The organism is Spirulina sp. CCY15215 (assembly GCF_016888125.1).
GTDB lineage: Bacteria > Cyanobacteriota > Cyanobacteriia > Cyanobacteriales > Spirulinaceae > CCY15215.
This window is the reverse complement of the sequence record NZ_JACSWA010000325.1, coordinates 23059-38628: the sequence shown is the minus strand read 5'-3', so window position 1 is coordinate 38628 and position 15570 is coordinate 23059. Positions and strand designations below refer to the sequence as shown.

Here is a 15570-nt window from a genome sequence, read left to right as displayed (position 1 = left end):
CCCAAATAACGTAGTACGCGGGGTACTGAGTCTGGTCAGAATGGCTTGTCAGATTTCTCTTTCAAGCCTCACGCCTTTAGGCTGAGGTTCCTGACGACTGCGATCGCTATCCTAAAAACGGGTACTGGTGGATTTTTTTAAAACTTTGTAACAGAATATAACTAATTTTGCACCCAAGAGCAACAGTTTCCAGAGAAAGAGAAATGCTCCCCATCTCCTGTAGGATAAGGAGGGTAGGTGCAATTGTGGAGGAAGTTTGCCAGATGGGTTTGGGATACAGGCAACGAGGCTTCAGAAACGTTAAATCTAAAGTTAAATCTAAATCTAGCGTCTTTAGAGGTATGCGGCTATCTCGCTGGCTGACGATCGCCTTTTTGGTGGTTTCAGCGCTCTTTTTATCCGGCTGCATTCGCTACGATGTAGGGGTGACAGTGCAAGGTCAAAATGGCGGCACCATTTCCCAGCACGTTAAATTGGGGGAACAACTGACGCGGTTTAATCCCCCAGAAGCCTCTCGCTGGCTCAAAACCGTGGAAGATCGAGCCAAAAAATTAAAAGGGAAAAGTAAATATCTGGCTGATGACGAACTCCTTGTTACAATTCCTTTCAATAATGGCAAGGATTTAGTTTCCAAGTTTAACCAGTTTTTTAACCCGACGGAACAGGCGATCGTACCCTTGGCGCAAACCAGTACCCTCGACGCAGTACAGATTGTTTCAACTATGGAGATGAAGCAAAGTAACTTTATCTTACTCGAGCGCGATCGCCTCAGTTTGGCGGTAGATTTGCGCGGCTTAGAAGTTTTAGGCGATCGCAGTCCCATTTCCCTCGAGTCTGGTTTTCCCATCGATATCGAATTTGCTCTCTCAACCCCTTGGGGTGCAAGATATTTAGTTCGTACTCCTGACGGTATCTCCCCCCCTGTGCGAAAAAAAGGCGATCGTTCCATCTGGACCCTACAAGCAGGGGAAATCAATCATATTGAAGTGGTTTATTGGCTACCCAGTTATTTAGGGATGGGGTTTGTGGCGATCGTGTTGTTGGCGATCGCAGGAAACTACCTCAAAGAAAAATATTGGCCAGCAAATACTCTATCCTCCAATTCCTAATTGTCCGGCTAAACCAGGACTCAAAGGGATCAGAGTGGCTAACATTAAAAATAAGGCCAATAAACCTAAAGCAGCCCGAGTATCATCCGGTTCCGATAATTCATTCAAACTGGGACGTTCTAAATCTCGTTGTAAGAATAGAATCAAAATACCCCAATATAAAGGAATCGGATTAGCGGGATTAAAAATAACCACTAAACCCAAAATAACCAAAGTTGCAATAGTTGTTCTGCGGGCAGTTTTTCTGCCATAAATTGCTTGTACAATACGTCCCCCATCTAATTGTCCTGCGGGCATTAAATTTAGCGCATTAATCACCAGTCCCAGCCAACCCACAATCATCAAAGGATGAACATCAATAATACTTCCTTCCAAAGTCGAACCTAAAAGAACTTTGGCCAAAGTTCCCACCAAAATAGAACCTTGTAAAAACTCGATGGGAATCTGAAATAAACTGCCAGGATGAGAAAGAATTAAACCGATCGCCAGCAAGAAAAATGACACTAAACCCCCGATCGCGGGTCCCGCTAAGGCAACATCAAATAAGGCTGTACGATGGGGAATCAGGGACTCAAAACGAGTAATGCTACCAAAAGAACCAATTTGCCAACTGGGAATTAAATAGGGTAAACTGAGGCGAATATTGTAGCGTTTAGCATAGAACCAATGACCGAATTCGTGAGCAGCTAAAATCAACCATAATCCCAGAGCAATAGGTAAAGCCTCACCATAACGACCTAGTTGTGAAAACCAGTCAAATCCTAATAATAAGGCAGAAGCCTCTAAAGTGGTGGCGATCGCCGCAACGAATAAAACTAGGGCTAAATTTTTCTGAGCAAGGGTTGAAGGTTGGGGATCGTTGGCACTGGGAAGAACAATAACAACGGGCTTCCCTTCAGGACTTTCTACTAAAAAGAGACGGTATTTTTCCCCTAATAAACTTTCTAATTTCTGGGAAAGACTGGCATAAACTGCCTCAGTTTCTCCCCGCAGATTCCCTTTAAAAATAGCCCCTTCTTGATAAGAAATTGTTTCCGTGGCAAAAAATGTGTCGAGGGAAAAAATACCTTTAATTTGCTGTAAATCTTCAGCAGGAATAGGAAAAATTTCCTCTGTTGTATTATTTTCAAGGCGATCGCCACCATCTGTATCCGAAGAGACGACACTTTTCGTTAAATTCTCTTGTTCTTGTTGTTGGGCAATTCTTTGGGCAGCGCGATCGCGTAAAATGGCATCTTGTCCCTCCGATCGCAAACGATTGCCTAAATAAATATAGACCCCCGAAGAAGCCACAAAAAGAAAAATAAGGCCAATGATATTGATAAAAATTCCCAAGGCAACTAAGCCAAAGAAAAGTAACCAGGGAGCAATCAAAACAACCGATTGCAGCCAAGCGAGAATACCTAATTTTCCAAAGGGTTTAGCGCGATTATACCCCCAAACTAGGAAGCCAAGGGCAACAAGAACGATCGCAAAAGTCGAGACAAATTCTGAGGGATTTGACATTTTGAGTGATAGGTAATAATTAGTTAGTTCTCCTCTCAAAAGAGACTAGAGACAGGCTATTGGTTTGCTAATTCTAACGCGGTTCTGAGATTCCCTCGCGCTTCTTCCAACCATTGATTCCCTTCTTCAAGGCTAACTCCTCCCCAGTGCATTAATAATGCGAGTTTAACTTTTTGGCCGCTGCGATCTAAAAGTTTGCCTGCTTCCTCGCGATCGAGATCCGCAAGGTCTTGAAGAATACGAAGGGCGCGATCGCGTAGTTTTTGATTGGTGACGGAAACATCAATCATGCGATTTCCGTAGGTTTTCCCCAGTTTAACCATTACCGATGTCGAAAGAATATTCAAGGCCATTTTCGTCACGGTTCCTGCCTTCAAACGGGTCGATCCTGCTAATATTTCCGGTCCCACCAATAAGCGTAAATCTACATCTACATCAATTTTGAACTGGGATGCAGGCACGCAAGCAAGAAAAATCGTTGTTGCACCTCGTTTCTTCGCTTCCGCGATCGCCCCATGCACAAAAGGAGTGGTTCCTCCTGCTGTAATGCCCAAAACTACATCTACTGCTGTGACTTCTTTTTGAGAAATTTCTTGGGCTCCATCCTCCCTGCGATCTTCCAAAGCCTCGGAACTCTTTAACAAAGCGGGCGCTCCCCCTGCGAGAATGCCCTGTACGAGTTCGGGAGGGGTGCAGAAGGTGGGGGGACATTCCGCCGCATCCAAGACCCCTAAACGCCCGCTCGTCCCTGCTCCCACGTAAAATAAGCGCCCCCCTCGAGAGAGAGATGCGGCAGTGAGATCGATCGCCTTTGCCAATTCGCTTCTAGCTGCGGCGATCGCCTGCAAATTTTTGCGATCTTCTTGGTTAAATAAATCCACCAACTCCAAGCTGGTGAGACGATCTAAGTTTTGCGAGTTGGGGTTGATCTGCTCAGTCAGCAGATGTCCGCGAGATTCTAACATGGGATAACTGATGACTGGTAACTGAATATTAATTGCCAAAGAGCTTTTCTAGTGCGCGACGTTGTGCGTCAAGTTCCTCATCAGACATTTCTCGTTCTTCGGTTTCTTGTTGAGGGGAAGAAGGAGGAGGAGAGTCTTCCAGAGTCCAAGTTGTCTCATCCACGATCATTTCTGGAGGAATTTCTAACTGTCCTTCTTTGACAATTTCCCAATTGTAGCCTGCCTCGCGACAGAAACCTTCGATTTCTTCGGCAGGAAAGGCTTCAATACTGGGGGTGGGAAAATCTTGAGCCTCTAACATGAGAGCATAGCGAATTGCATCATCTTCCGACTCAAACATCAAAACAGTTTGACGATCGCCAATTTGCAGAGAATGGATTCCTTCGCGATCGGTGCCAGCATTGATAAGTAGGACGTAGATTCGTTGGGGTGCGAGCATGGCAACTTAGGTATTTAAACGATCTTTCTTTCAAACTTTATTTTCATACAAAATCGGGGACGCGATCGCGGCAATAGCAAAAAAACTTATTGCACCCAACCCCCATATCTTGCTGTTATTGGGTTTTGGGGATGTTCTTGATTATACTGCAACGCCCAGATTTGATCCCCAAGGGAAAAATGCCACCATTCTCGCGGATGACAGCAAAATGCCCCGGATGTCATGGCTGTATTTAAAATCTGTCGGTTCTGATGATATATTTGTTCGGCGGTTGTTGTAGCGTTGGCGTAATGCAGGGGATGCGATCGCTCGGAAATTTCATCAATGGGGGAACCCATCTCAACAATTTTCCCTTCTGCATCCACCAGGGTAACATCGATCGCCGCCCCCGTACTGTGAGGAGGAGGAGTTGCAGGGTTATCGCTGGGAACTGCCCAAAATTGATAGACTTCTTGCCAGAGTTGCTCTTTTTGTTGAGTCGATAACTCTGCCAAATTCAACTTTCTTTCCCTAACGAGGGATTGAAACGTATAGTCCACCATAAACTGCTGTACGGCGATCGGGCGATAGGCATCAAAAATCAAAATACGCCATCCTTGCCGATTTTGTTGTAAATTATTTTGCGCTGCAATGAGAGCATCAAGAACACCCTGACGCAAATAATAAGGGGATTTTCCGGCATAATTCGCCCCCAATTTAAGGTAAGGATGGGGAGATTCTACTGCAAACTGCTCTAAGGGGATGGGAACTAAAGGTTCGTGACATTCTTGAATGGGAATTTTTTGATAGGGTTTCATCGATCGCGCTTTTTGGATTTAGCTTTCCATTGAGATAGATTTTCATTATCCTGCATTGAACCACGCGATCGCATTTTCCCTTTCTGTTGCTGCATTTCCTCTAAAGTGGGGACGGGATCGACTCCCCCAGGGTGGAAAGGATGACAGCGTGAAAGGCGACAGAGTGCCAGTTTTCCCCCTTGTAATACTCCAAATCGGGCGATCGCATCCAGGGCATATTGAGAACAAGAGGGATAAAAGCGACAACTCGGGGGCAACATCGAGGAAACCAAAAATTTATAACCTTTAATTAACCAAATTAATAAAGTTTTCATGGGGTAAGCTAGAAATTGAACTGTAGATAATATTGGGATTAATAAAATTGTTTCTTATTTTATTGGGTTGGCGATCGCTGTCCTTATCTTCGGCTTCTCCTCTATGGATATCTCTAGGAATTGTTGCCTTATATTTAGGAATTCTCTTACTGATTTCAGAAGGATTAAATCGCTTTAAACATACCGATGCAGAGTTCACGCGGAAAATATTTCATATTGGTTCGGGGCAGGTCATTTTATTGGCGTGGTGGTTGGCAATTCCTGCTTGGCTGATTGTTATTGCCGCAATTCTCGCCAGTATCATTGCAATTGTATCTTATTTTCTCCCCATTCTTCCCAGTATTAATAGTGTAGGACGAAAAAGTTTAGGTACATTTTTTTATGCGGTAAGTATTGGCGTGCTTGTGAGTTATTTTTTCCCGCTTCAACACCCCTATTATGCCGTTATCGGCGTTCTAATTATGGCATGGGGGGACGGTTTGGCTGCAATTATTGGACAGCGTTTTGGCAAACATAGCTATCAAATAGGGGGAATTAAGAAAAGTTGGGAAGGTTCCTTGGCGATGTTGGGGGCAAGTTTTCTCGTGACGGCGATCGTTTTAGCCAGTGTTTACGGAATAATTTGGCAAGTTTTCTTGATTAGTTTGTGGGTTGCGATCGCCGCAACGGGTTTGGAAGCATTTTCTAAGTTAGGTGTTGATAATCTCACAGTTCCTTTAGGAAGTGGAATGCTCACATTTTATTTAGTTGAATTATTACTCTGAATATCAATTTATTTGTGAGATATATTCAGTTTAGCGCCAAATTTGTTGGTTTTCCCTGTACCAGTTTGTTTGTTGAGTTGCTTCCATTGGTTATTTTGAGATGGCGACTGTTTACTTGATCTGGATTGGCGATCGCCCTTATCATCTAGAGTAAGAGAGAAATAAATAAATAAATATTCATGAATACTCTAACTTCTAATCCTACAAAAATCGCGATTCCGTTAACACAATGGAATTTTGCCAGTTGGAAAGATTATGAAACTTGGCGCGATACAGAGACTCGAGAGCGAGTTAAATTATACTATTACCAAAATCACCTTTTAGTAGAAATGGGTTCGGAAGGAATCAATCATGCCAACATTGGCGATCTCTTTTCCATGTTATTTTTTATCTGGTTTAGCCAGCATATTCCGCAAACATCAAATACTTTTGGAGGTTGCTTGCTGGAAAAATCAGAGCAAAGTTCTGCTGCACCCGATATTGTTTTATATATTGGAGAAGATTATCCCAGATGGCAAACCGGAGAAAGACGTTATATCGATTTAGATCGCTGGCGAATTCCCGATCTGGTGGGGGAGATTTCCGATACAACCTTATCAAGTGATTTGGATGAGAAAAAGCATCTGTATGCCTCATTGGGAATTCCTGAATATTGGGCGATCGATGTTGTCGGAAGGCGAGTTTTTGCCTTCCAATTACAAGAAAATAATCAATATCGAGAATGTCAAGTTTCTCAAAGTTTAACAGGTTTACCCATTGCACTTCTCGAACAAACTCTGGTACGGTTACAGGAAGAAAGTAATATCAGTGTTGCCAATTGGTTTGCCGAACAAATTCGCAGTCTCAATATTGAGGGCAATTAATGGCGATCGCGCTAGTTTTGCGGGAAGGCGATCGCGGTTTGTGTCTTCTCTTTCGCTTTCTAATTCACTCTGTCCAAGCAGGATGAGCCAATAAAGACGCAAAAGGCTGCACTCCTCGTAATTGATTCGATAACGGTAAATGACCTCTCGGTGCGCTCAAATTCCAGATAAACTCATTGGGGTAGCGGGTCCAATTATTGCTCTTTTTCCAGCCAATTTTCTCCCAGAGTTTATTAAAATTCTTTCCCTGTGCCAACCATAATTCGCGCTGTACCGAAAAGCCAAAATTTCCTTCTGAATAAGTCAGCCAAAGTGTATTAATCGTTTGTAAATCCGTCACCGGGAAGCGATCGATCTCAGAAAAATAGAGCCATTGTCGATTTACCGCCTTTTCTCCAGCCAATTCGCAGAGTTTTTCGAGAGTGAGGCGATCGCTTTGTTGAAAGTCCTGTTCGATCAGTAATACTTGTAAGAGTTGGTAATCAATCCCGCGATCGGACTTGAGAGCAACAATTCCTTCTGAAAAGTGAGTTTGCAAAAAATCGCTAATTTCTGCTACGTCCAAACGGTATAAAGCCAGATAAGCCGTACCGATCGCCGGAGTGGGATCCTGTCCCTTATTGGCCTGCAAAAAATTCATCAAAACCTGCCAACCTGCATCACCGGTGCTGGCAAGTTGAGGAATGACCGATAATTGTTTTTTCAAAACCCCCGACTCTAACTGCTGGCAGAGTGGCTCAATTTCAGGATGAAGACTGGATGCAATCATTTCAATTATTAATTATCAATAAACAATTATCAATAAACAATTATTAATTATTAACGAACAATTATCAATTATTCATTGCGGCTTCCCTCTAAAATACCCTTGATAATCGCACTTGTGGAAGCCCCAACCTCCACCTTAACTAATTCAATCCGCACCCCGTGGGCGATCGCGTCGGGATATTCCGGAAGGGTTTCGGGGGTATAATCTCCACCTTTAACATAAATATCCGGTTTTAGGGTAGCAATGAGATGAGTTGCCGTAAGCTGAGGAAAGATAACGACTCCATCCACGGCTTTGAGGGCAGACAGTACCTCCGCACGTTGGCCCTCGGTAATGAGGGGACGCGGGGGAAAATTGGCTTGCTGGGGCTTAAGTTGACCCACGGAAGCATCGCTATTTAAACCAACAATCAGCGCTTTTCCTAGAGTTTTCGCCGTTTGTAAATAACGCACGTGACCCACGTGCAGCAAATCAAAACAGCCATTGGTCAAAACAAGCGGCCGCCATTTTTCCGGATGTAGCAATATTTCTTGCTGTAATTGTTCGAGTTGATAAATTCCTTGCATTTAGGACAGATATGGGGGAGATATGGGGAAAATTTATTCCTTTAGGCTTCTTCTTTCCCGTCTTTTCCTTGGGGGGCCTGATAGCCTTGTTCGTAGGCAAAGCGAACCAGTTGGGCGCGATTGTCTAATTGTAATTTTCCCAGAATATTGCTCAAATGGCTTTGTACCGTGCGAGGAGAAATGAAGAGGCGATCGCTGATTTGTTTGTTAGTAAACCCTTGGATCGTTTCCCAGAAAACCCGTTCTTCCGCAGGAGTGAGAGGAAGCGGTTCCGGAGGGGCTTTTTCGGGGGTTTCGCTGCTTCCCGATCCTGTTCCCGACTGGGACATCTGCTGCATCATGCGGACGATCTCCACATGAATGCGGCGCGATCGCTCTAATTGTGCATCAAGTTTGGCCAATAATTCCCGCATAACAAAGGGTTTAGAAATATAATCATCCGCCCCCATTTCGTGGCCTTTGATGCGATCTTCAAGTTCTCCCTTGCCCGAGAGGAAAATAAAAGGAACGAGTTGTCCCGAGGTGCTTCCTCGTAGAGTGCGACAAAATTCTAGACCGTTCATGCCTGGCATCATAACGTCAGAAATCACGGCATCAGGGGGATTTTGAGCAAACACCTCTAAACCAGCCTGACCCGAACTAGCACTATCGACTTGATAGCCAGCTTCTTCGAGAATTTCTTGGAGATTTTCGCGGATATTGCGATCGTCATCAACGATTAAAATTCGTTTCATGCTTTTTTCTTGCTTTTCGGGGACTCTAGACTCTAAAAATCAAAATACAGCCTTCAGAAATCAAAGTTTGGGAAAAATATCCGTTAGTCTAGCAAAAATCAATTTATCAGTTTTGATGGCTATATTACGAAAAACAACTCCCCTTGCTGGTGGTTCTCGCATTTTTTTCTATTTTACAGGATGGCAAGGCGATCGCCTTCTCTAGCCGTAAAAATTTCTTCTGCGGTTAAGTTGAGTTCGAGAAAAATACCAAAGGCAATGGGACTATTACTGCAAAATTGTTCGATTTGATATTCTCCTTCGACCAATTTGTAAATAAAAATTGTAGGTTGTTTGGGGTTGCCAATAAAGCGCCTGCCGTCCAATCCCAAATAGTCTACAATCCAATATTCAGGAATGCCCAGTTCCTCTCCGGATTCGCCTCAACGGGGTTTGACGAGGCATTCTCTGGGGATAAAGGCGTTTAGGTTGCGATCGCGAATGGAGATATTCAGTTGATAGGCAAGAAATCCAGCAATTTCCGAATGTTTGCCTCTCGGTTTTGGCATTTGAACAATGACCCCTTGATGCAGTTCGTAGCGATGTTCTGAGTTTTCGGGATACCACGCGATGAACTTATTAAAGGTGATAAGTTTCGGTTTTACTTGTATCATGGCGCGATCGCTTTTTGGGTTCTGTTTGTTCTTATTTTCGACAACTTTTTAAGCCGATGCAGTTATGCGATCGCCCCCGTGCTGCAATCAGTTTCAGCATAAACTGACTAAAATTAATTCATAAATACTCGTAAATTTCAGGGACACTTAAAGCTCGTGTAGCGTTACCTGTACGGACATAAAAGATGATTCCTTGGTTTGACTTCAGAAAGACCCGTTTCTTCGATGGCTGCACGTAAATACCACAAATATATTGCTCATTGATTTGCTCAAAGCGAATTTTTATCTTTGGCATAAACTGTAAGCCAATATCACGTTCAATGAGCTGGCCTAAGTGTCGTTCAAATTTATCAAGCGATCCCTCTTTAAGGCAATTAATATCTTGTGTCAGCCCAAAAATATCACCATTATCCTCGACTCCGATCAGCAGTGTTCCACCCGATGTATTAAGAAAAGCAACGATGGTTTTTAAAACATTAGTGACCAGTTTGGAGTTTTTGCTATTTTGGCGAATATCCCACTGAAGTGTACTTTTGAATTCAAGCGTTTCACTTTCAGGAAGTTCAATTAATTCGCTCATGGGACGCAGATCACCAATTTTTTTGATTGTGATGGTGAATTGCCGAAGCTTACGTTCATCTAGACGCTTACGCAATTCATTCTCACTCTCTGCCTGCTCAATAACGGTTTGATTGGCGATCGCAATCCACTGTCCCCAATATTGGGCTGTTAACTCATTGTAATGTTCATCAATCCATTGTTGATTTGGTCGGCTTCCCCAACGATTGAGATAAGCGATCGCATCTTGAATTGAAATATCTAACGCATCGAATGGATTCCCAGGCATATTCTTTGAGATGTAATCCCAAGCTCCCGCTCGAAATGCTTTCCGGCAACCGGTTACAGTATCATTAGCCGTGAGAATAATCACAACGGTTGATAAGTTATTTTGAGTGACCCAATCTAAAATAGTGAAGCCACTATCATCTTGTTCCATACGCATATCTGCGATGACAATATCACAGGGATGAGCTAATTCTGTTTGTGCTTCAGAAACACTACGAGCCGTCACAATTTCTTGATATCCGAAATCGCGTAACCATTCTAATAACTCGTCTAAAAAGCGATTGTTATCTTCGACGACGAGCAAGTGAACATTTTCTCTTTGCATGACTTAACAAACTCACAGCTTTAAAACTTTACAAATAGGGCAAATAAATCTGAAAATGTACACCATATCCAAATCGCCCTGATTCTCGCATTGTTCCTCCCATTTTTTGCAAGGTCTTACGGGCAATAAAAAGTCCTAGACCACTTCCTTTATCATCAGATGAGGTTGTATGAAGTGGTTGAAAAATCCAGTCTTTTTTATTATCTGGAATGCCTTGACCATTATCGATGAACTGAATGTACAAAAATTTGCGATCGCCGGGAATAGTGGGTGTACCAATATCAGACGGATTGAGTAAATCTTGAGCACACATTTTGATCAACAGATCGGAATGGTTTGCATTGTGCTTAAGCGAATTCTCAACTAATTCATTCAGGATACTTTTTATTTTCTCTAAATCACCATCAAATTCAGTCTCAGGGTTTTCAATGAAAAGCTTGACACCTGTTTTACGTAATCGCGGTGTGCTGGTTGACCAATTTTCTGGTTGCCATTTTTCAAAAATCTGACGAACTAAAAAGCGATGACAGCGAATGGTCATCCCTTCATTAATCGACTTCAAATCGTTAAGCGCATTTTGTGTAAGTTCGAGTTGTAACAGTAGTTTTTGAAAATTTTTGTAAGCAGGTACAGATTCCTCGATTTTTCGCATTGCTCGACGAGTTTTAGAGATGATGGCAGCGAGTTGATTATTGACCTCATCGGAAATATTATGGGCCGTCTGAGAAATAATCGTGACTAACTGCCGATAGTCACTCTTGGGAATTTGAGCAATTGCTACTTTTTGAGCAGCACGTTGTTGGTTGATGCTGTCCTGAAGCTCATCAATTTCAGTTTCAATTTCAGCCACTAGCGGATGTTCGTCTTTGAGTTTACGTAAAAGACGATACGTAATACTTTTCAAAATCGCAACTTCATTGCCAATTTTGTGATACATCGCTCGATAAAGCAGTTCTGTATTACCGAGGCTGTCTTCACTATCGGCAAAAAGCTCATACGTTGTTTCAGGAGTAGCATTGAGGGAGATCGCTTGCATAGCTTCTTGGTAGCGCGGGGAATCTTCTTCAATTTGCCGTAGTAAGGCAATGGCTTCTTCGCTATTAGGGTTATCCGCTAGTATACTCCGAGCACCATACAGTCTTGATTTATCTTGATCCTCAGAATTTGCGATCGCTTCTTCAATGAGTTGCATCCCTTGCTGAGGCTGATGAAGACGGTAGTATAAACGCCCTAAATTAAGACGAATAATATTGCTATGATAGCCCTTTTGTTCGTCTATATTGATATTCAATAGATGTTTTTGGGATTGTACTTGAGAGGTATTGCTAAGATTTCATCGATTCTTGAAATCCTTCCTTGCTCAATCAAAACTCTTATATAGCCCAACACGGTATGGATATCGTTGGGGTCAATTTCCAGTGAATCTTCAAATAAATTACTCGCCCTTTGATATTGATGTGAATCTCGCATTGCTTTTGCATAACCCGTTAAAATATTGGCATTATTGGGATATGCCAACACCAGTCGATCAAATAATTTAATTGCTTCATTCCACTTTCCTACTTTACCCAACTCTCGACCTTGTGTGATCAGTTGATCAATTAATGCAGGAGATAAAACAGGTCTATACATAAGAAACCTTGAGAGTTGACCCATTGATCTTAGCATTGACAATATATAACTGGAATCAATGAATTAGGATTAACCACGACTTCCCATCCCTACCACGGGCTGTCCACCAACATGAAGGCACTCCAATAGCAGGGATGGCTGAAATCAGTCTGTTGAATCGTGTCCAACCCTTTGTTGACTTTTGGGCTTCCCACAGAAAATTGATCATCGGGCTTTAATTCTCCACTTAGTCTGAATGTACTTTCTTCGCCTGAGACAAGTGTAAACCCTATGAACTACTTTGTCTCAATCTTATTTGGGATTGCTATATGTTGCCATGTTGAAGAAATTTAAAAATCTCAGAAAATGATCGCTATGTTATCATCCGAATTAAATGCCAGATTGAAATTTCGCCGACGGCGATCGCCGATATGGCAAAGATTTTTCTATCGCTTCCAAGGGGACTCTCGACACTGCAAATCAAAATACAGCCTTCAGAAATCAATATTTGGGAACAATATCTGTTAGCCTAGCAAAAATCAATTTATCAGTTCCGAGGGCTATGTACGAAAAAATCACTCCCCCTTCTGTTGGTTCTCACATTACCTTCTCAGATGGCAAACCCATTGTTCCCGACGATCCCATTATCCCCTTTATTCGAGGCGATGGAACGGGAGTTGACATCTGGCCAGCGACGCAAATGGTTCTCGATGCGGCGATCGCTAAGGCTTATGAGGAAAAACGACAAGTTCATTGGTTCAAAGTTTATGCGGGAGATGAAGCCTGCGAGAAATACGGGACTTTTCAATATTTGCCGGAAGATACCTTAAAGGCGATCGCGGAGTATGGTATTGCTATCAAAGGACCCCTCACAACCCCTGTAGGCGGCGGAATTCGCTCTCTAAATGTGGCATTGCGGCAAATTAACGATCTTTATGCCTGCGTGCGTCCCTGCCGCTATTACAAGGGAACTCCTTCTCCTCACAAAACTCCCGAAAAGCTAGATATTATTGTCTATCGGGAAAATACAGAAGATATTTATTTGGGCATTGAGTGGCGAGAAGGCACGGAAATTGCTCAAAAGATTATTAAATATCTCAATGAGGAGTTAATTCCCGCAACTCCGGAACATGGCAAAAAGCAGATTCGCCTTGACTCGGGCATCGGCATCAAACCCATTAGCAAAACTGGATCGCAACGGCTGATCCGACGGGCGATCGCCAATGCCCTGCGCCTTCCTAAAGAGAAACAGCAGGTTACATTGGTGCATAAGGGCAATATTATGAAGTACACCGAGGGGGCATTCCGAGACTGGGGTTACGAACTGGTCAAGACGGAATTTCGGGCTGAGTGTATCATCGAACGGGAGTCCTGGATTTTGAGTAATAAGGAGAAAAATCCCGATATTTCCGTTGAGGACAATGCCCGCACGATCGATCCTGGCTACGATACCCTTACCCCAGAGAAACAGCAGGAGATTTGTCAAGAAGTCGAAACAGTTCTTAATGAACTTTGGGACAGTCACGGAGAGGGAAAATGGCAAGAAAAAATCATGGTCAACGATCGCATTGCCGATAGCATTTTCCAACAAATTCAAACCCGTCCCGATGAGTATTCGATTTTGGCGACAATGAACTTAAATGGGGACTATCTTTCTGATGCTGCGGCGGCGATCGTCGGCGGTTTGGGCATGGGTCCCGGTGCCAATATTGGCGACACTTGTGCTATTTTTGAGGCCACCCACGGCACGGCACCGAAACACGCAGGATTAGACCGTATCAATCCAGGATCGGTTATCCTTTCTGGGGTGATGATGCTGGAGTTTATGGGCTGGCAAGAAGCGGCAGATTTGATTAAGAAGGGACTTGGGGCTGCGATCGCCCAAGGTCAAGTCACTTACGATCTAGCACGATTGATGGAACCTAAAGTTGAGACACCGTTGAAGTGTTCTGAATTTGCTCAGGCAATTATCAGTCATTTCTAGGCACGATCCCAAGGAAGAGATGTATTTATCTTCATCTCTTCCCTAATTCCATTAAGCAGAAGTGAGAACAGGACTCATTACCATACCTGATAGCGTCCGTTCTAGCTCATCTCGCCCAGGAAAACCTTCAATACGATGAATCACCTCTCCTTCTGAAAAAAGAAGGACTGTGGGCAAAATCTTTAAACGGTAGGTGTTAACCAGCTTCAAATTTTCATCAGCATTAATTCTAACCAGTTTTATCGGTTCATGGCTTTCCTCTTGAAACTGGAGCAAAGCGGGTTCAATATTTCGACACAATTTACACCAAGGTGCCCAAAAATAAACCAAAACGGGTTGTGCGGATGCTAAAACGTGCTGGTTAAAATCAGATTCGCAGAGATGGCGCATTTTCTTCTTGTGGAATTTAAAAGCGGGCATTGTTATGCAATTCATGCTACATCTAATTGCGATTGATTACCAGAAAATGTTATGAGGGAAATAGCTACCAGGGAACTCGGGCAGTGACAGCGATCAACCACGGATGTCCCCACCAAAGCAGGGCGATAAAAGCGGTGACTCCCAAATAGGCAGGACAGAGAAACTCTTGCCATTGTAGAGTTTGACGACCCTCGAGGATAGCACGGAAGGGAATGACGGAAGTTCGTTCTTTAACTTTGAGAAACTCATCCCCATAGCGTTGATACCAACGGCGATCGCCATGCCACACCGCAAAGACATGATGAGCGATTAACCCCAAGGAAGTCAATAGTGTAAAGGTACTGCCAATCCAAAGAGTGTGGGCAATGCACCAGATAACCTGTCCCACCATTTGCGGATGTCGAGTAATGCGAATAATTCCTGTTTCGTAAAGATGAATCTCTGGTTTTTGGATAGCGGCAATTTCCAAAAGATTGAAAGTTGCGGGATAGAGAAAGAAAAAAGAAATTGCACTGAGACTCCAAACAACTGCCTTGATGCTTGGAATGCCTTGCACCTGCCACAAAATCAAACCATCATAATGATGATTAAAGAAGTAAATAATTAATACCGTCGCGGAGGGAATGCTAACCAGGGCAAAGAAAACTCGATAGAGTCTCGCGCCAATTTTACTTTCCCCCCAGCCTCGCAAGGCTGCTAAACCGCTATGGGCGATCGCAAACCCCAACAACAGCAGCAACATGATCCCGTGACTGGCGCTAAACCATGAATCCCTCATTTTTAATCTTTTTTAATAATCCACCGAAGGCTAGGTTTTCTTGGGCTTGGTTAAGTAAACCTAATGATTCTCAGATTAACCGTTACCCCGTTGTGATACTGTCAAGGTCAACAGGGGACGCGCAACA

At 43.3% G+C, this 15570-nt stretch carries 17 protein-coding genes and 2 pseudogenes; 5 read left to right on the top strand and 14 right to left on the bottom strand.

Going from position 1 to position 15570, the window contains the following annotated elements:
* Positions 1-341: 341 nt before the first annotated feature.
* Positions 342-1109 (top strand): DUF3153 domain-containing protein, encoded by a 768-nt coding sequence (locus JUI58_RS06240; RefSeq protein ID WP_204102889.1) that lies wholly within the window; start codon positions 342-344, stop codon positions 1107-1109.
* Here the strand turns inward: JUI58_RS06240 and JUI58_RS06235 are convergent.
* From JUI58_RS06235 to yidD, 5 genes and pseudogenes are all read right to left on the bottom strand, one after another.
* On the bottom strand, positions 1092-2615 hold the full coding sequence (locus tag JUI58_RS06235; RefSeq protein WP_204102888.1) for a site-2 protease family protein: 1524 nt from the start codon (positions 2613-2615) through the stop codon (positions 1092-1094). The two genes, JUI58_RS06240 and JUI58_RS06235, sit on opposite strands and share 18 nt — an antisense overlap.
* A 56-nt stretch (positions 2616-2671) precedes the next feature.
* Positions 2672-3580 (bottom strand): N-acetylmuramic acid 6-phosphate etherase, encoded by a 909-nt coding sequence (gene murQ, locus JUI58_RS06230; protein ID WP_204102895.1) that lies wholly within the window; start codon positions 3578-3580, stop codon positions 2672-2674.
* Positions 3581-3608: 28 nt separating this feature from the next.
* Complete coding sequence (locus JUI58_RS06225; protein ID WP_204102887.1) at positions 3609-4019, bottom strand: DUF3110 domain-containing protein; 411 nt, start codon at positions 4017-4019, stop codon at positions 3609-3611.
* Between the two features lie 86 nt (positions 4020-4105).
* Positions 4106-4816: a M15 family metallopeptidase gene (locus JUI58_RS06220; protein WP_204102886.1), complete on the bottom strand. Its 711-nt coding sequence runs from the start codon at positions 4814-4816 to the stop codon at positions 4106-4108.
* Positions 4817-4914: 98 nt separating this feature from the next.
* Positions 4915-5130, bottom strand: a pseudogene (gene yidD / locus JUI58_RS06215) (membrane protein insertion efficiency factor YidD); the annotation flags it as partial.
* A gap of 56 nt (positions 5131-5186) precedes the next feature.
* On the opposite strand from yidD, the gene JUI58_RS06210 reads away from it, so the two are divergent.
* Positions 5187-5894, top strand: a complete 708-nt coding sequence (locus JUI58_RS06210) for a diacylglycerol/polyprenol kinase family protein (protein ID WP_348539847.1) — start codon at positions 5187-5189, stop codon at positions 5892-5894.
* Positions 5895-6073: 179 nt separating this feature from the next.
* Positions 6074-6757: a Uma2 family endonuclease gene (locus tag JUI58_RS06205; RefSeq protein ID WP_204102884.1), complete on the top strand. Its 684-nt coding sequence runs from the start codon at positions 6074-6076 to the stop codon at positions 6755-6757.
* A gap of 64 nt (positions 6758-6821) precedes the next feature.
* Here the strand turns inward: JUI58_RS06205 and JUI58_RS06200 are convergent, their stop codons facing one another.
* The 3 genes from JUI58_RS06200 to JUI58_RS06190 all read right to left on the bottom strand — a co-directional run bounded on the left by JUI58_RS06200 (position 6822) and on the right by JUI58_RS06190 (position 8826).
* Positions 6822-7526 carry a GUN4 domain-containing protein gene (locus tag JUI58_RS06200; protein WP_204102883.1) on the bottom strand — a complete coding sequence of 235 codons (705 nt, stop codon included), beginning with the start codon at positions 7524-7526 and terminating at the stop codon, positions 6822-6824.
* A gap of 68 nt (positions 7527-7594) precedes the next feature.
* A complete protein-coding gene (locus JUI58_RS06195; protein WP_204102882.1) occupies positions 7595-8092 on the bottom strand; it encodes an adenylyltransferase/cytidyltransferase family protein in 498 nt (165 codons plus the stop codon).
* Positions 8093-8133: 41 nt separating this feature from the next.
* Positions 8134-8826 (bottom strand): response regulator transcription factor, encoded by a 693-nt coding sequence (locus JUI58_RS06190; RefSeq protein WP_204102881.1) that lies wholly within the window; start codon positions 8824-8826, stop codon positions 8134-8136.
* On the opposite strand from JUI58_RS06190, the gene JUI58_RS06185 reads away from it, so the two are divergent.
* Positions 8825-9031, top strand: a complete 207-nt coding sequence (locus JUI58_RS06185; protein WP_204102880.1) for a hypothetical protein — start codon at positions 8825-8827, stop codon at positions 9029-9031. The two genes, JUI58_RS06190 and JUI58_RS06185, sit on opposite strands and share 2 nt — an antisense overlap.
* On the opposite strand, the pseudogene JUI58_RS27630 reads toward JUI58_RS06185, so the two are convergent.
* From JUI58_RS27630 to JUI58_RS06160, 4 genes and pseudogenes are all read right to left on the bottom strand, one after another.
* Positions 9000-9479, bottom strand: a pseudogene (locus JUI58_RS27630) (Uma2 family endonuclease). The gene JUI58_RS06185 and the pseudogene JUI58_RS27630 sit on opposite strands and share 32 nt — an antisense overlap.
* Positions 9480-9597: 118 nt before the next feature.
* A complete protein-coding gene (locus JUI58_RS06170; protein ID WP_204102878.1) occupies positions 9598-10650 on the bottom strand; it encodes an RNA-binding domain-containing protein in 1053 nt (350 codons plus the stop codon).
* A gap of 28 nt (positions 10651-10678) precedes the next feature.
* The gene (locus tag JUI58_RS06165; protein ID WP_204102877.1) at positions 10679-11941 is read right to left on the bottom strand and encodes a HAMP domain-containing sensor histidine kinase; all 1263 of its coding nucleotides are present in this window, start codon (positions 11939-11941) and stop codon (positions 10679-10681) included.
* Complete coding sequence (locus tag JUI58_RS06160; protein ID WP_204102876.1) at positions 11938-12282, bottom strand: tetratricopeptide repeat protein; 345 nt, start codon at positions 12280-12282, stop codon at positions 11938-11940. Before JUI58_RS06160 ends, JUI58_RS06165 begins: the two co-directional genes overlap by 4 nt.
* A gap of 541 nt (positions 12283-12823) precedes the next feature.
* Here JUI58_RS06160 and JUI58_RS06155 point away from each other — a divergent pair.
* Positions 12824-14245 carry an NADP-dependent isocitrate dehydrogenase gene (locus tag JUI58_RS06155; RefSeq protein WP_204102875.1) on the top strand — a complete coding sequence of 474 codons (1422 nt, stop codon included), beginning with the start codon at positions 12824-12826 and terminating at the stop codon, positions 14243-14245.
* A gap of 51 nt (positions 14246-14296) precedes the next feature.
* Here JUI58_RS06155 and JUI58_RS06150 read toward each other — a convergent pair whose 3' ends face one another.
* Together JUI58_RS06150 and JUI58_RS06145 are read right to left on the bottom strand one after the other, a co-directional pair.
* Entirely contained in the window at positions 14297-14665 is a 369-nt protein-coding gene (locus tag JUI58_RS06150; RefSeq protein ID WP_239121304.1) for a thioredoxin family protein, read from the bottom strand.
* 64 nt (positions 14666-14729) lie between these two features.
* Positions 14730-15443, bottom strand: coding sequence for an NnrU family protein (locus tag JUI58_RS06145; protein ID WP_204102874.1), 714 nt, complete (start codon positions 15441-15443; stop codon positions 14730-14732).
* Between the last annotated feature and the right edge of the window lie 127 nt (positions 15444-15570).

Excerpts from the sequence above, each read along its gene's own strand:
- JUI58_RS06220 (WP_204102886.1), bottom strand. The coding sequence starts at position 4,816 with ATGAAACCCTATCAAAAAATTCCCATTCAAGAATGTCACGAACCTTTA.
- JUI58_RS06205 (WP_204102884.1), top strand. The coding sequence starts at position 6,074 with ATGAATACTCTAACTTCTAATCCTACAAAAATCGCGATTCCGTTAACA.
- JUI58_RS06150 (WP_239121304.1), bottom strand. The coding sequence starts at position 14,665 with ATGCCCGCTTTTAAATTCCACAAGAAGAAAATGCGCCATCTCTGCGAA.
- JUI58_RS06240 (WP_204102889.1), top strand. The coding sequence starts at position 342 with ATGCGGCTATCTCGCTGGCTGACGATCGCCTTTTTGGTGGTTTCAGCG.
- JUI58_RS06225 (WP_204102887.1), bottom strand. The coding sequence starts at position 4,019 with ATGCTCGCACCCCAACGAATCTACGTCCTACTTATCAATGCTGGCACC.
- JUI58_RS06160 (WP_204102876.1), bottom strand. The coding sequence starts at position 12,282 with ATGTATAGACCTGTTTTATCTCCTGCATTAATTGATCAACTGATCACA.
- JUI58_RS06235 (WP_204102888.1), bottom strand. The coding sequence starts at position 2,615 with ATGTCAAATCCCTCAGAATTTGTCTCGACTTTTGCGATCGTTCTTGTT.
- JUI58_RS06170 (WP_204102878.1), bottom strand. The coding sequence starts at position 10,650 with ATGCAAAGAGAAAATGTTCACTTGCTCGTCGTCGAAGATAACAATCGC.
- murQ (WP_204102895.1), bottom strand. The coding sequence starts at position 3,580 with ATGTTAGAATCTCGCGGACATCTGCTGACTGAGCAGATCAACCCCAAC.
- JUI58_RS06195 (WP_204102882.1), bottom strand. The coding sequence starts at position 8,092 with ATGCAAGGAATTTATCAACTCGAACAATTACAGCAAGAAATATTGCTA.
- JUI58_RS06190 (WP_204102881.1), bottom strand. The coding sequence starts at position 8,826 with ATGAAACGAATTTTAATCGTTGATGACGATCGCAATATCCGCGAAAAT.
- JUI58_RS06155 (WP_204102875.1), top strand. The coding sequence starts at position 12,824 with ATGTACGAAAAAATCACTCCCCCTTCTGTTGGTTCTCACATTACCTTC.
- JUI58_RS06200 (WP_204102883.1), bottom strand. The coding sequence starts at position 7,526 with ATGATTGCATCCAGTCTTCATCCTGAAATTGAGCCACTCTGCCAGCAG.
- JUI58_RS06145 (WP_204102874.1), bottom strand. The coding sequence starts at position 15,443 with ATGAGGGATTCATGGTTTAGCGCCAGTCACGGGATCATGTTGCTGCTG.
- JUI58_RS06185 (WP_204102880.1), top strand. The coding sequence starts at position 8,825 with ATGCTTTTTTCTTGCTTTTCGGGGACTCTAGACTCTAAAAATCAAAAT.